The organism is Fulvivirga marina (assembly GCF_016775155.1).
Classification (GTDB): Bacteria; Bacteroidota; Bacteroidia; order Cytophagales; family Cyclobacteriaceae; genus Fulvivirga; species Fulvivirga marina.
In genome coordinates, this window is the sequence record NZ_JAEUGD010000066.1 from 547,700 (window position 1) to 564,410 (window position 16,711).

Here is a 16,711-nt window from a genome sequence, read left to right on the forward strand (position 1 = left end):
GGTGGCTATTCTTAAAAATCTTCTGAGATTTCCATACTGGAAAAGGCATCACTCTTTACATCTGACTGACCGTTAAAGCGGCTATTCAATGATTGTTTCAGTTGTTTCAATGTTAACTCGCTACGTTCCTGCTCGGTAATTTCCGTTAGGATTGTAGTCATAATCTGATGCATTTGTTCAATGGTACCTGTTGTAAAAAGGGCTGTGTTATACTCTATCCAGCCACTGAGAACTTTTTTATCCTTCAACACTTCAAAATTGAAGGTCAGGTCAAATTTGCTTGATTTGAAGTCCAGTGCAACCTCACTCATTTCTATGTCGTCAGGGAGCATGAGGGACAGTTCTTTTAGGTCGGTATCCTGCATTTGCACCATCACGTCAAATAAACTTGATCTGCTGATATCTGATCCGGTTTGAAGTTTATCTACCAATTGGTCAAATGGATACATGCCATGTTCGTAGGTTTTGAGTGACTTTTTCTTCACCTGTTTTACAAAGTCAGAAACCGTAGTGTCAGGTGAGAACTGCATTCTAAAAGCAATGGTATTGACATAAAACCCGATCTGGTCTTCGAGGTTATTATGATGACGGCCGGTAACGGGTATTCCGAGTACAACATCCTTCTGGCCAGTGTAATAATAAAACAATGCCTCTACACTTGCCAAAAGCAGGTTAAACTGGGTTACATCTTGTGCCTTGCAGTAAGCCTCAATTTGTGCACTCAATTGCTCATCCAATTGAAACTTATATTTGCTTCCTTCAAATGTCTGCTTATCTGCTCTGGCATGATCAACCGGAAGGTTCAATGTTGGAATTTCATTTTCAAACTCCGCCAGCCAAAACCGCTCGTCTGTTTCTTTTTTGTCAGCCAGTTGTTCCGTCAGCCAGGCCGCATAATCCTTATACTGAATCTTTAGTGGCTCCAATGCCGGTGTACCGGGCTTTGTATTCATGTTATACAACGATAAGATGTCTCTGGCCATCACATAGGTAGACCAGGCATCAAACACGATATGGTGTGTATTGAAATAAAGGATCACACTATCCTCACTGGTACGAATGACCAGTGCTCTGAATAAAGGTGCCTTTGAGAGATCAAAGTGATAATTCAATTCCTCTGATAAAATGGCTTTAGCCTCTGTTTCACTTTCTGCCATAGTGCTGACATCGATATACCTGGCTTCAAAACCTGCGGGTATATCCTCCTGAACACGCTGATATAGGATGTCATCTTCCATCACAAAGCTGGTCCTCAGACTTTCATGGCGCATCACCACATCGTTTAGAGCTGCCAGTAACGCTTTGTGATCTATGGTACCTCTTAACTCAAAGGCATTGGGCATGTTGTAGGTCACCTGCTCTTTTTCAAACTGATCTAATATCCATAATCGTTTTTGCTGAAAACTTGCAGGATAACGATCACTTGCAGGAAGCTTTATAATTTCTTTATATCCCTTTTGAGGCGCATCACCTAACAACAGGGCCATTTTGGCTATGGTTGGATTAGAAAAAACGTCAAACACCTTGAGCATAATCCCAAACTCTTTGTATATGCTTGAAATGAGTCTGATAGCCTTTAATGAGGTACCTCCTATGGTGAAGAAGGAAGTGTTCCTTCCTATTTTGTCCATGTCGAGGATGGCCTCCCACATTTGCTCCAGCTTCTCTTCCGTAGCTCCCTGCACAGCTTCGTAGCTCAATGACTTTTTGAGCAGATCGCCTGGTTTTGGTAAAGCACGACGATCAACTTTACCATTGATGGTAAGCGGCAGTTCCTTTAAGTATTGTATATGCCCGGGAATGATATTTTGATTCAGTTCCCTGGATAAGTATTGTCGAATTTCCTCTGGGGTCCTCTCCTGCCCTGTGTAATAGGCAGCGAGCATAACGGTACCGCTCTCATCCTGATGACTGGTCACTACTGCCTGCTCCACTCCTTCAACTCCTAGTAATACATGCTCAACTTCTCCCAGTTCCACCCTGATACCATTGACTTTTACCTGCTGGTCAAGCCGTCCTTTGATCTCGATGCTGCCATTTTTCAGATACACACCCAGATCTCCTGTTTTGTACACTATATCTTCCCTACCCGCGATCAATGGGTTTTGTACAAAGACCTGCTGGTTAAGGGCCTCGTTAAAGAGATATCCTTTACTCCAAAACGGCGTTTTTATGAATACTTCGCCAATTTCTCCCGGCTGGCAAAGGTGCTGGTTATTGACTATGGCTACCACGGTATTGCTTATTGGCTTGCCCACCGGTATCATGTGTTGATCATCACTTATCTCAGCTTCTACTCTATGAAAAGTCTTGATCAGTGTAGTCTCTGTCGTTCCATATAGATTGACAAGTTCTACATGTGTACCTACTTTCCCGCGCCACTTGCGTACATCCTGAGCATACAATGGCTCGCCCGAAACCAGCATGTATTGAAGGCTCTTGAATCGTTGCTGACTGTCATCAGCTATTTCATCAGTGATCACTCGTAGCACACTAGGTACGCAATGAATCAGGGTAATATTATTGTTCTCAATCCACTGCACCAATTGTACTGGGTTTTGCATGATGGCTCTGTCAGGTATGCACAAGGTAGAGCCGGTACACAATGGAAGGAAAATATCTCTTAATGAAGCATCAAAAACGGGATGAACAAGATGGCTGACCTTGTGTTTATCATCAATTTCAAACTCACTGCTTTCCCAATGAATAAAATGGCTCAGTGATCTGTGAGAACCCAATATAGCTTTGGCTTCACCAGTAGAGCCTGAAGTATAAAATATGTAACTGTCGTCCGTTAGCTCCTGAGGGCTCGCTTTGGGCAGGTCATCATTTTGAGGTACTAAATGCCACGAACCGGAGCTATATGAATATAATTCAATATCGCTGTTTCCGTCTAACAGGATCAAACATGCCGGGCGATAGTTAACAGCGCTCAACCTGGCGCTAGCGGATTCAAAATCAGCTTTCGAAATTATCAGCACTTCTGGTTGGCACTGCTCAAGGATCTGCTTTAATCGCTTATCAGAAAACTCATCGCTTAATGGCACATATATATGTCCTGCTTTAAAAATGGCCAGCAATGACGATACCAGATTTATGCTTCCCGGCAGCATGGTACATACTTTCTTCCCTCCATTCCCGAACCTTAAAAGTAAGGCTGCCAGGTCATCGGCCTGGGTGTTAAGTTCCGAATAAGTGACCTCCCTACCCTCACCTGATAAGGCCAGGTTATCAGGTAGTTTTGCTGCAGTTTCCTCAAACCACTGATGTATATAATCGAACTTCAATGAATTAGCTGTTTTAATGTGTGATACTTGAATAATTTCAATATGTTCTCAACCTCTTCAACATCTCACTAATGTTGCTCTTCCTTTTGGATCGTCTTCTAGATACCTGACATTTCAAACTGATCAAGAAATATGTTAAAAGTCAGCACGACGATAAGCAGGTCATCATCAAAAGGCAGACACAGGTTAAAGTCATCGGCTTTGTACATTGTCTTCAACCTTTCTATGGTATCCGGGTTAAAATAGCCTTGACGCTTTATCCTGTCATATGAAAGCATGTCGTTGACCCATTCTATATTGCTTTTCAAAAGGTGTGAGCTATTGGGGGCCACAAAACTAAATTTCTGCCTGTCGGATATATCAGATGGCACATATTTTTTAGCTACTTTCTTAAGTATGTACTTCTCATTTAGCCCATTCAGTTTCACTTTGGATGGAATGGTTCTGATGAAGTTTAATAGTTCAATGTCTAAAAACGGATATCTTCCTTCAACCGAATTGGCATAACTTACTCTGTCGCAATGATCGGCAATCAGGTGATCTGATAACCTCAGTTTTAAATCCAGGTAAGATCTCTTATGGAAACTATCACGGCCGTTGAGTCGATTTTGGTTAATCTCCAATCTTTCCAGGCAGTCGAAATCATGATATATACTATTCAAATGATCTGAATATAAGGCCTGCTTTGTTTCCTTAAATTCGTGCTGACGTTTTTCGTAAAAGAAGTCCTGATCTCCCCAGAGTTTCTTTCTCATCTGCTTTTCCAGCATTTCGGCCAGGTCATTGTCGTTGCTAAAACTCTGTCGTTCTTTGTCGAACCGGTAACCGACATAGCCTCCTAGTAGCTCATCAGCACCTTCACCGGATAAAACTACTTTTATATTTTCCCTGTTTACCAGCTCAGAAAGTGCTAAAGAGCAGGTGTTATATGTTTCTTTTAAAGGAGATTCTGCATAGAAAACAGCATCCCTTAATCTTTTTTCAACATCATTTTTGTTAAACTCTATCTCATGATGTATGCTCTTCAAATGTTCTGCCATCAACCTTTGGAAATTCCTCTCATCGTGTTGTTTATCCTGAACATCAGGGAATCCTATGGAAAAGGACTTAAAACGACTTGATGGAAAAAGCGATTTCATCAAACCTCCAACTAATGAAGAGTCCAGGCCTCCACTTAGGTAAAACCCTACAGGTACATCGGCAGTTAAACGGTAGTTTATTGACTTCAACAAATGATGTTCCAGACCCTCTGCGTAGTAAGATTCCGGCTTATCTTCATAAGCATGATCCTCTACGGGATAGTCAAGATCCCAATACTCCAACTCCTTAACCTCATCTTTATTGGCAATGATATAATGTCCGGGCTTTAAACTACGCACATCTTTAAACATGGTAGTAGGACTCACCATACCGGGAAATGAAAATACCTGGTCTAGTCCGGTTATATTTACTTCCTTTCGTATATCCGGGTGCTGCAAGAGGGCTTTTACCTCCGAGCCAAATAAAACCAGATCATCTTTTACACTATAGAATAAGGGGCAAATACCAAAATGATCTCTTGCCATAAACAGCGATTGGTTCCTGCTATCGAAAATAGCAAAGGCAAACTGTCCATTCAAACGGTCAAGGCATGCTGTACCATATTCCATATAAAGGTAAAGTATGACTTCAACATCGCAGTTTGTGCTGAAAACATGCCCTTTGGCTATTAGCTCGCTTCGAAGTTCTTTGAAGTTGTAGATCTCTCCATTGCAGACCAGTACAACCGATTTGTCAGCCGTAAAGAAGGGCTGATGGCCATGCTCAAGATCCATTATACTTAAGCGTCGAAAGCCAAAACCTATATATTCATTGGTAAAGCACGATGCCTCATCAGGCCCCCGGTGCGTTAATGTATCAGCCATGCGCTGAACCAAACCTTCACTTATACCTCCTGCTCCTGACCGACTGAATATCCCTGTAATTCCACACATTCCAGATTTGTATATTTTAATTTGACATTGAAATCATTAATCGCCTAAAAAGGCTCACTTTCATGACTTTATACACAACTTGTCAAGCTGTATGCTAAAGCCAACGTTTATTAACTTACAGACTCATTCCTGTCCCCACACTCCTACATCATATCTCATCGAGTGGTTTAAGGAACTCGTTTAAAACATCAGTATTTTCGCCAAGTGGCAATAATTCCTGACTGGATATTTTTATAGCCGAGTCTTCACAAGCCTTTTCCAGTATAAAAATGAAATCATCCCTCAGCTTCTCAATTGTGGAAGTAAAAAACAGATCCGTATTGTACTCCACGTCTATGATAATTTCACTTTTGCTTTGAGTGAAATTAAAAGTAAGGTCATACTTGCTTATATCAATGTTGGTTTCCATTACATTCTCCCTGATATAGTCAGTATATTCATTGTTCTTAAGGGTTTGATGCGTATCCTGCATCTGTACCATTACATTGAACAAGCCCGTCCCTTTTAATTTGTTACTCTTCTCCAGGTCATCCGTTAGCATAGCAAAAGGGTATAATGCATGTTGCTGAACGTCGATTATATTTTTCTGCGTTTCTGCAAGAAAATCATCAACAGCCTGGTCCTGATTAAACACAGACCTGAAAGCAACAAGATTGATATAAAAACCAATTTGATCTTCAAGTTCTTTTTGATCTCTGCCAGCCATAGGTATACCAATCACAATATCTCCCTGACCTGAATACCTGTATAACAGGACATTGACAAGTGACATTAGTGTGGTAAACAAAGTAGCATCATTTTTATTGCCCAGTGCCAGTATCTTTTGGGTCAATTTTTCATCAACCTTGAAACTAATAACATCACCTTTAAAGGTCGGATGCTCAGGACGTTTCTTATCTACTGGCAATTCTAACGGCGATATTGTTCCTTCAAAGTATTCTTTCCAGAAGGTACGATACTTCTCCAGTTTCTCTCCTGTTAGCTGTGCATTAAGCCAGGCTGCGTAGTCTTTATAATGTATTCTTAAAGGTTCTAATGTAAGTGCTTTGTTATCCTTAATTGCACTGTATCGCAGGAAGACTTCATTGAGAAGCACGTTCATTGACCAGCCATCTGACACGATATGATGTGTGCTGCATAAAATTATATATTTGGTGTGACTGATCTTAAGCAACTTAACACGTAATAGAGGACCTTTATCCAGTCTATATGGCTTTTCTATTTTCTCTTCATCGATAGTTCTCTGAATGGTTTCCTCATCCAGTTCACTGAGATCTTTAAACTGTACTTTAAATCCGGTTTCTTCAAAGGGAAGTATTTTCTGCTTAGCTCTATCGTCATCCAGAATGAATACTGTCCTTAAGCTTTCATGTCTTCGAACCAGTTCTTCAAATGCCTGAACAAGTGCCTGGGTATCGAGCTCTTCATTATAAGTCAGCATTCCTGCTACATTATAAGCCACCTGCCCATCTTCAAACTGATCCATCAGCCACAAAGCGTTTTGTGCATGAGACAGGTCATAGCTATCTTTTTCAGGTAAGGCTTTGATCTCAACAGTATCGGCGCTATCCGCATCTATTAACAGCAAGCTCAATTTATGGATAGTCCGGTTGGTGTAAAGGTCTTTAACACTGAATCGTTTGTTGTACTTTTCATAAACCCTCTTGATCAAGAGAATAGCTTTTAATGAATTACCTCCTATTTTAAAGAAATCATCATGGATACCTATATTTTCTTTATCCAGCAATTGTCTGAAAATAGCCAGAAGGTTTTCTTCCTCATCAGTAACGGGTTCATTCTTATTTCCTTCGAGTTCACTCCCAATATCCAATAATGCCACTCTATCAAGCTTGCCATTAATTGTTAATGGCAGCTCATCTATAGTAATGAATTTTGAGGGAATGGCATACTCAGGGAGTTGGTTTTGCAGAAAACTAACTAACTCATCAACTGTTAGCTCTTGGTTTTCTGATACCATGTAAGCGTAAAGGTCCTGTCCTCCTTCATTGTCCTGCACCATCAATGTTGCGCAGGATGAAATGCCAGGGTGTTTTAGCAGGGCACCTTCTACTTCTCCAAGCTCAACCCTAAACCCTCTGATTTTCACTTGATTATCAATTCTACCCAAAAATTCCAGTTCACCATTGAGCCACCTTCCTTTGTCTCCTGTACGGTAAAGTTTGCTGTTACGGCTAGTGTCAAGTAGATTAGAAACAAATGCTTTTTCTGTTAATTCGCTTTTTCGCCAATACCCATTCGCAAGTCCCCATCCTCCTATACAGATCTCCCCGGGTACGCCCTCGGGAGACAGCTCATCTCCCTGTAAAATATATACCTGGGCGTTGGGTATAGGTTTTCCTATCAGTACGTTATCCCTGTCTTTTGGCAGGTCGCCTACTTTATAAAAAGTGGAGGTCATCGTACACTCGGTCGGCCCATATTGATTAACCAACAATGTGCCTTTCCCAAACGTTTCTTTTACCTTTTCTGCTGTTTTTGCATGGAGCGCTTCCCCACTCACGAGTATGAGTCTTACACTTTCATTGTGCCAATCTAATGTAGGAATAGTGGCCAGCAGGCCATTGAGCATGGATGGCACAGTACTTAATATCAAAGTGACATCATGGTCGCTAATGTGCTTTAGCAGGGCTGGAAAGTCACGGTTATCCTCAGGCATTACCAAACTGGCCCCAGATACCAGGGGTGCCATGATGTCTCGTACTGAAGAATCGAAACTTAAAGAAGCCAACTGCAAGGCTATATCGACATCAGTAAGACGATATTCGCTAATCAAATATTGCAGGTAGTTAACAGCTCCCAAATGCTTGGTCATTACTCCTTTGGGGTTTCCGGTTGTACCGGATGTATATACCAGATAAGCCAGACCTGTGTTTGATATTTCCAGTTCCGGGTTAGTTATCTTTTCTTCTGCAATTACTTTCCATTCCTGATCAATTAGGATGGCTTCTACATCATACTCGGGCAACCGGTCAATTAGCTGTGATGAAGCCAGGAGTATCTTTGGCTCAACATCATTTAGGATATATAAAAGACGCGAAGCCGGGTTTGCTGTATCTAAGGCTACATATGCTGCCCCCGTTTTTAAAATGGCCAACATTGAAATTACAGCATCTACAGACCGGTTCATAAAAATACCAACCATGTCACCTTGCTTAACGCCCTTTTTCTGCAAATAAAAAGAGAGTTGGTTGGCCTTTTCATTCAATATTGAATAGGTCAATGATTGTTGTCCATCCGTAATAGCTTTACGGTGAGGAGTTTTTACGACCTGCGCTTCGAATAATTCATGAATACACTCCTGAGGTACTGACTGTAGGCTCTCATCCTTTAGCAATGCTTGCCTTTCTGTACTACTTAATAAGGAAAGGCTATCAATTTCTGCATCAGGCTGACTTATAATGCCTTCAATGAGGTTTTTAAAATAGTCCATAAACTTATGAACAGTCTCCTCTGCAAAAATATCTGTATTGTATATCCACTCAATGGTGATCTCTCCCTGTTCATCGATCACATTCAAATTGAGATCATAGGGTGAAAAATCCTGAGTGGTTGATAAAATTTTAGTTTCAAGTTCAAATACCTTAGGCAGACGCGAAACTGGCTCCATATTGAAGGTCGCACTTACCAGAGGTCGCTTATTAAGGTCCGCCTTTTTCGTTAGTTCATTGATCAGGTCAGCGTAGGGGTAGCGACTATTTTCGAAGCCTTCCAACAAGGTAGAACGAGTACACTTTAAATACTCTTCAAAACTTTGTGATTGATCAAATGCCAAACGCACGGGTAGTAAACGTGAACAATACCCTACTACTGTCTGACTATTGTCATATACACGGCCTGTCTCGGGCACTCCAATGACCAGATCATCCTGATCGGATAGTTTATGTATCAGCACACTATAAACGGAGAACAGGGTCATAAAAAGTGTGCTGTTTTGCTTCACGCTCAACTGCCTTACCTGGTCTACCAATTCTTTACCATATTTTGCTGACAGTTTATTGCCCTGATAAGTTCTTACCAGCGGTCTTTCACGATCGGTAGGTAAGTATAGTACCGGATAATCATTGGCAAATTTTTGTAACCAATATGTTTCTGCATGTTTCCATTCATCACTATCCCTGTCATTTTCCCTCAATTCAAGAAAATCGCTGTATTGCATGGCTACTTCCAACTTGGGTGCTCTTCCTTCACACAAAGCCGAGTAGATCTCTATCATTTCGCCAAGCATCAGCGAAACTGAAAGGCCATCTAAAATAATGTGATGGACAGTGAGACTGAGTACATGCTCTTCGTTGCTCATTTTCACTAAGTGGCACCTGAACAAAGGCTCGTTTACTAAATCAAAGGGTATCCGGTTTTCAGCTCTGTTCCAAACCTGAAATGCCTTATCTGCACTCTCTTCTTTATGATCAGAAAGGTCTGTAACCGGCAGATCAACATCTGAGCGCCTTTTTACGTGCTGTACATCTCCCTTGCTATCTATTGATGTTCGTAAAGCCTCATGTCTGTCGATAAGCAACTCCATGGCGCGTTTGAGGTTGGCCATATTAACAGGTCCTGAAAGTGCCAGACCTGAGGAGAAATTATAGACAACGGATGCCATATCGCCATCCATTTGTGCCAATATCCAAAGCTGTTTCTGTGCTTCGCAAAGAGGAAAGGTTTTTACAACATCACTGGCTGTTTGCTCTTCATTTTCATCAAACTGCCTGCTCTCCGGGAAAAAACCTCCTTGTTGTAATTCCTGAATACTTTCTTTTACTGCCTTAATAACAGCCTGCACATCGCTCTCCGTATGGGCAACAGAAAAGAAACATATTCTTCTTTCCCATGTAAACACCCCTTTTGCTATCAAAAGATAGAAAAACAGGTCCATCTCTATGGGTTGCAATAATGCAGCATACTTTCCGAATGACTCAAACCTGAAGACAGAGCCAAAATGAACCACCTTAATTGGGATTTCCAATCTGGTGAAAAATTCGTTGACCTCTGAAGCAAATTTTTCAGTAAGTCCGTTTACACGAGGGTAGATAGTTTCTCCTTCGTTTTTAATTTTCAGTAAAGTGGCTCTGGTTGTAGCTAATGCCAACGGGTGTTTACAGAATGTTCCTCCGAAGAAGGTCATTTCTGTTTCAGGGTAAGAATCATCACCAAATTGCCACATGCCACCATCAATATGATTGAGGTATGCAGCATCTCCGGCGATAATACCTATTGGCATGCCTCCACCAACTACTTTCCCGTACAATACTATATCTGCTTTAACCCCAAAATAAGCCTGAGCTCCCCCCTGCTGAATGCGAAAACCAGTTATAATTTCATCAAAAATCAAGGCAACTGCATTCTTCTTGGTCACTTCACGTAACCGCTTCAGAAATTTACCAGGCTGCACGCCGGGGTTTCTGCTTTGAACCGGCTCTGCCATTACTGCTGCCAGCTCATGGGCATGTTGCTCAATAAACTCCAAAGAGCTTTCGCTACCATAGGGCAACATAATGACATCGTTGACCATATTTGGGGTAGTACCAATAGCAATAGGTACTGCATTAGCATCGGTACCATCAGGCAGGCCCAGAATTCCATCGAATGTACCATGGTACGATCCGGTGAAGATCACTATTTTATTACGGCCTGATTTGGCTCTGGCAATCCGTAATGCTGCCATTACTGCCTCAGTTCCGGTGTTGGAAAGTACTACTCTTTCAACACCTGTTAACTCTATCAAAAGTTCAGCAATTTCTCCAGCCAGGTCAGATTGAGTAGCCAGTTCGTAGCCCTCTTCCAATTGTTGTCTAAGGGCATCTTTTAGAAATGGTGGGTTATTGCCAAAGAAGTTTACACCGTACCCTACTGCCAGATCTATGTAATCATTTCCATCAATATCCTGAAAATATGCTCCTTCAGAGCCTTTAGAGACTATAGGATATTGTAATTCTTTAAGGGACAAACGGAAGTCTATGGAGTTAATCCAATCTACGAGGGGCTTTCTATACTGCTGAGCATAGTCCTTTGACTTTTGGGTTTTCTGGCTATACTTGGCCTGGAATTCCTTAATAAACGTCTCCTGTTTGCTGGTAAGTGGTCTGTCTTCTTCAAGTTTAACGGCTTTGAACTTAACCTTTTTTGAAGCTTGAGCAGATGTGTTTTCGGCCTTAGGCGCTGTCGCTGGTAGTGGCGTAATGCTACTTGCACCATTTGACATTCCCCTTGATTCCAACAATTTCAGCTGAAGAGCAAATACATCCAGCTGTTTTTGAATAATTCCTTCTAAACTTTCGTCGTGGCCGTTGCTTTGTGCCATGGAAGCTGCACCCTGTAATTGCTTTTTGGCAGCATCCGGATCGTAGGCATATGCGGCATGATTTGTTTCTTCCCGAACCACACTAGCATTTTTCACTTCCTGTGGCAGGTTCCTATAGATATACCCGGCCAGTGATTGTATATTGTGCAATTCTTCGAAGAACTGGCGAATGGTAATGTTGATATTATATTGTTTCTCAATGGTCTGAATAATCTTCACCAATACCAGGGAATCTGCCCCCATATCCAGAAAGGACTTCTGATCATTGATTTCCGAAATATCCATCTCCAGATTTTCGGCAATCAAAGTCTTAATACTTTTTAAAATTTCCTCTTTTTTCAAATGGGTATCAAATTCTGTTACTGGTTCTGCCATAGGTTGTTGAGGTTGGCTATGATTACTATGCCAATACGATTTGCGCTGGAATTGATAAGTTGGAAGTACCACCCTTCTGCGGTTGTAGCATTGGTCAAAATCCTCCCAGCTTATAGGGGAGTTAGAGGTGTGGAGTTTGCTCAAAGTTGTCAGAAGGGACTCCCATTCAGTTGCCCCCGGCTTTAAGCTATAAAGGTGGCTTCTACCAGAATCAGCATCACTCTGTATTGCCAGAGGGGTTAATACTGGTTTTGGCCCAACCTCTAAGTAAACTTCACATTTTTGGGCCGCCAAGGTCTTAAGTCCTTCATGAAAGTCTACCGGAGCAAGAATATGGTTTACCCAATAGCTCGGTGTACTCATCTCTTCTCCTGCAAGCTTTCCACTCACATTAGATATAACCGGGATCTGGCTTTTTCGATACTGAACCTGACTGGCAATTTGCTGAAAATCATCCAGCATAGGTGCCATCAACGGCGAATGAAAAGCGTGTAAAACATTAAGCTCAACAGTTTTATGGCCTTTTGCCTCCAGGCTTTGACAAATTTCAGCTAAGAGTTTTCCATCACCAGAAAGTACTACCTGATCGGCGCTATTAATTGCAGCAATAGATATTTTGTCATCGTAATTTTCTATCTCTCCTCTTACCTCTTCCGCCGATGTAAATACGGAAATCATTTTCCCTCCCGAAGGGAGCTCCTGCATTAGCTTTCCTCTGGCAGCAGTAAGCATAAGTCCATCCTCCAGACTAAATACTCCTGCAATGCAAGCTGCCACATATTCTCCTACACTATGCCCTATAACTACATCAGGTACCACACCCCACGATTCCCACAACCGAGCCAGAGCATACTCCACGGCAAACAACGCCGGTTGCGTGTTAGCTGTTTCATGAATTTTGTCTTCATCACCGCCAGCATAAAGTATCTCAATAAGAGGCAGGTCAAATTTATCTTTCAACAGGTGGTCGCAGGTGGTTATAATCTCTCTAAAATAGGCATTGGTTTCGAAGAGTTGCTTACCCATACCAAAGTACTGGGCTCCTTGTCCCGTAAAAAGAAAGGCTACTCTCGGTTCAGGTTTTAAGGATATGTCTGCATATTCAACCCCTGGTATATGAGTTTCGCTATTTAAATAGCTTTGTAGTCTACCAACCGCTTCACGGGTATTTGTAGCTCTGACGATTAATCGACATGACAGGTGAGAACGCCCGTTATTTGCCGAATGAGCTATGTCGGCAAAATCATATTCGTCATTAGACAGATACGTGAGGTATTTCTCCACCAACTGACGAAGTGCAGGCTCTGTAGCAGCAGATAAACACATGAGGTGTTCTCCTCTTTCATGCAAATCTGCAGTGGACTTCTTTATCTCTCTCGAATACTCTTCTACAATAACATGAGCATTGGTGCCTCCGAATCCAAAAGAGCTTACTCCGGCAATGCGTTTATGGTTTTCAGCGGTATGCCAAGGTTCAATTTTTTTAGCTATTTCAATGGGTAAATCCTGAAGTGAAATGTTTGGGTTCAGCTGACTAAAATTAATTTGCGGTGGAATCTGTTTTTTATTTAACAGGATTACGGACTTAATAAGACCTGCAATACCTGCAGCAGATTCCAAATGACCTATATTAGCCTTAGCAGCACCTAACCAATGTTTAGCAGCTTTACTACCCTGCTCTTGTATCAGAGAAACCAATGAGTTTACCTCAATAGGATCTCCCAGAGGTGTACCGGAACCATGAAGTTCAAAGTATCCTACATCATCCACGGACACTTTTGCATTTCTTAAGGCATCAGTAATAACTTTTTTCTGGGCCGGACCATTAGGCGCGGTCAGCCCATTGCTTCTTCCATCATGATTTACAGCTGTACCTTTAATAATGGCCTGAATGATATCCCCGTCATTCAAAGCATCAGAAAGTCGCTTAAGTATAACTACGCCACACCCTTCTCCTCTAACGTAGCCGTCTGCCGTGGCATCCATGGTCTTGCATTTACCATCTTTAGACAACATACCAGCTTCATCAAATACGGCACTAACTTTAGGGTTTAAAACCAGGTTAACCCCTCCGGCAAGTACCATATCACTACTCTGGTCAATAAGGCTATGGCAAGCCTGGTGTATGGCAACAAGTGATGATGAACAGGCCGTATCTACGCTCATGCTTGGCCCGTTGATATCAAGGAAATATGATAAACGATTAGCCACTACACTTAAAGCATTTCCTGTACCTGAGTAAGGCTCAATGTTATCCGCTTCCCAAGGTTGCAGGTGAGCATAATCATTGCTGCTGACACCAACAAAAACACCAACTTTTTTACCTGATAGCGATAAAGGGGGTATCCCTGCATTTTCCAAAGCATGCCAGCCAACTTCCAACAGCAGGCGTTGTTGTGGATCTGTATTCCGTGCTTCACGAGGGGAAATCCGGAAAAAGTCTGCATCAAACTTATCTACATCCTGAATGAATCCTCCTTTAAATACTGGGGATTCCTGATCAATTTCTTTTAACCACTGCTTTATTTCGCTATCTCTCCAACGTTCTTCAGAGGCTTTCTCTACTCCAAACTTACCTTGATATAGCAGAGAACTATAGGATTTGATATCCGGTGCACCTGGAAACCTACACTCGGCTCCAATGATAGCAACGTACTCATTTTCCTTGAGTGAATGATTCCGACTTACTCCTTGGTTATTGCTCTGGTTTTCCGCTAAATGAACGGCAATCTTCTCTATGGTCGGAAAGTCGTAAATGAGTGTAGGGTTGATTTCCCTGTTCAGATGGGTGCTCAATTCATTGGAGATCTCCACTGCGGCCATTGAATCAGACCCATATTCGCTTAACGGACGTTGAATATCAATGCTTTCTTTATTGATGTGCAACGCTTTTGAAATAAGGTTAACCAATAAGTCGGTTACTTCTCTTCTAGATAGACCGGAGATTGAGTTCTCAACCGGTTTATTGTTACTTTCTGTGCCTAAATCATCACCATCCTTTTTCCATGCCCCTATAAGTGATAACTTCTCTTCACGATAGTCCTGAAGGCAGGCATAGCGCTTCAATTTACCACTAGAAGTTTTAGGGAGCGTCATGGGTTTTACCAGGCTGATGGCATCCACATCCAGATCGTGATATTTTCTTACAGCATTTCTTATGGTGCTGCAAACTTCCTGAACATCAAGTGACCGGATAGCAGTTCTTTTAACTTCGGCCAAAACTACCAAAAACTCCCTGCCTTCTAGGGAATAGGATAAAACGGCAATTCCTAAAGGGTTTAAACATTGATCAGACTGCTCTACTGTCAGCTCGATGTCTGGCGGATAAAAATTTCTGCCTCTAATAATGATCAAGTCCTTTAAGCGCCCTGTAATATAAAGTTCTCCTTCAAATACAAAGCCTAAATCACCGGTTCGAAGAAATGGCCCCTCCCCAGTCTCTGATATATGAGCATCAAATATTTTTTCGGTCAGTTTTTCCTGCTTCCAATAGCCTTGTGCAACACTATCACCTGACACCCAAATTTCCCCTACCTGCAGTTCATCTACCCTGCGGCAGGTTGAGGGATCAACAATTGAAACTTTGCTATCACCGTCGACGGTTCCGTTGCTAACAAAAGTACTAGTGTATTTGCCTATACTAGAAGTAGCCTGCACTACGTCTCCGGTTTCCAATGAACGACCATCAACTTCTATGCTTCCTGGCTTTTTCCTTTCACCGGAAATAAATAAAGTATTCTCGGCCATCCCATAGCAGGGTAGGAAAGACTCATATCTGAAGCCCGCTGCAGCAAACTTGTCCGTAAAACGGCTCACTGTAGAGGCTTTCACCGGTTCGGCTCCATTATATGCAACTTTCCAGCAACTTAGATCCAGGGAAGATATATCCTCTTCAGAAACTTTTTCAATACAAAGGTCATAAGCAAAATTAGGCCCTCCTGTTATTTCTGCTCTATATTTCGAAATTGCTTTTAGCCACTTGATCGGCTTTTGCAAAAATGACATAGGTGGCAGTAAAATCAGCTTAGCACCAATTGAAATAGAACCCAGTAGATTTCCTATCAACCCCATATCGTGATGGAAAGGCAACCAGCTTACTGCTACGGTACCCTTGGAGATCTGAAAAATATTGTTGATAGCCTTTACATTGTGTACCACGTTCCCATGACTAACCATGACCCCTTTAGGGGCGCTGGTTGAACCTGAAGTATACTGAATGAAGGCCAGATCGTCAGGGTTTATTTCCCCAACTTTCCATTTTGATGCTTTTTCAATGTCCAGCTCCTCAATGGTAACTACCGGAAGATTTGCCAGGACCTTATAATGTTTATTTTTAGAAAGGGACTGAAACCCTTGGTTATTAGTTAAAATACATTTTACATCTGCATCTTTTATTACGCGCTGCATAGCCTCCAGTGGCTTATTCTGACTTGGAAGCGGAAATGGAAGAGCAATCGCTCTGGCGTACATGCAGCCAACAAAAGCAACAATAAAATCTAAACTAGAGGGAAAGGGCAATAACACAGAAGAGCCTTCCAGACCCTTTTCCTGTAATTGGACCGCCAAGGCCCTGGCTCTGGTATCCAATTCTTCAAAAGAAAGGACACCTGATTCATTGGCGCCATCCTTTAAAAAAATGAATGCCGTAGCATCAGGGCTACTCTCAGCCTGCGATCTAGCTATATCTATAAAAGATGTAAAAGTATTTTTCACAAAGATTTATTGATTATTTGAATCTTTATATCAACACTGATGAT

The 16,711-nt window shown here is 41.9% G+C and carries 3 protein-coding genes; all 3 read right to left on the bottom strand.

Features of this window, described 5'->3' with window-relative positions:
• Window positions 1-11 precede the first annotated feature (11 nt).
• The 3 genes from JMN32_RS22825 to JMN32_RS22835 all read right to left on the bottom strand — a co-directional run bounded on the left by JMN32_RS22825 (window position 12) and on the right by JMN32_RS22835 (window position 16,667).
• The gene (locus JMN32_RS22825; RefSeq protein WP_202858704.1) at window positions 12-3,287 is read right to left on the bottom strand and encodes a non-ribosomal peptide synthetase; all 3,276 of its coding nucleotides are present in this window, start codon (window positions 3,285-3,287) and stop codon (window positions 12-14) included.
• Window positions 3,288-3,385: 98 nt separating this feature from the next.
• Window positions 3,386-5,260, bottom strand: coding sequence for an asparagine synthase (glutamine-hydrolyzing) (asnB, locus tag JMN32_RS22830; protein WP_202858705.1), 1,875 nt, complete (start codon window positions 5,258-5,260; stop codon window positions 3,386-3,388).
• Between the two features lie 148 nt (window positions 5,261-5,408).
• Entirely contained in the window at window positions 5,409-16,667 is an 11,259-nt protein-coding gene (locus tag JMN32_RS22835) for a non-ribosomal peptide synthetase/type I polyketide synthase (RefSeq protein WP_202858706.1), read from the bottom strand.
• Window positions 16,668-16,711: the final 44 nt, after the last annotated feature.

Coding starts and splice junctions, on each gene's coding strand:
- asnB (WP_202858705.1), bottom strand. CDS start 5,260: ATGTGTGGAATTACAGGGATATTCAGTCGGTCAGGAGCAGGAGGTATA.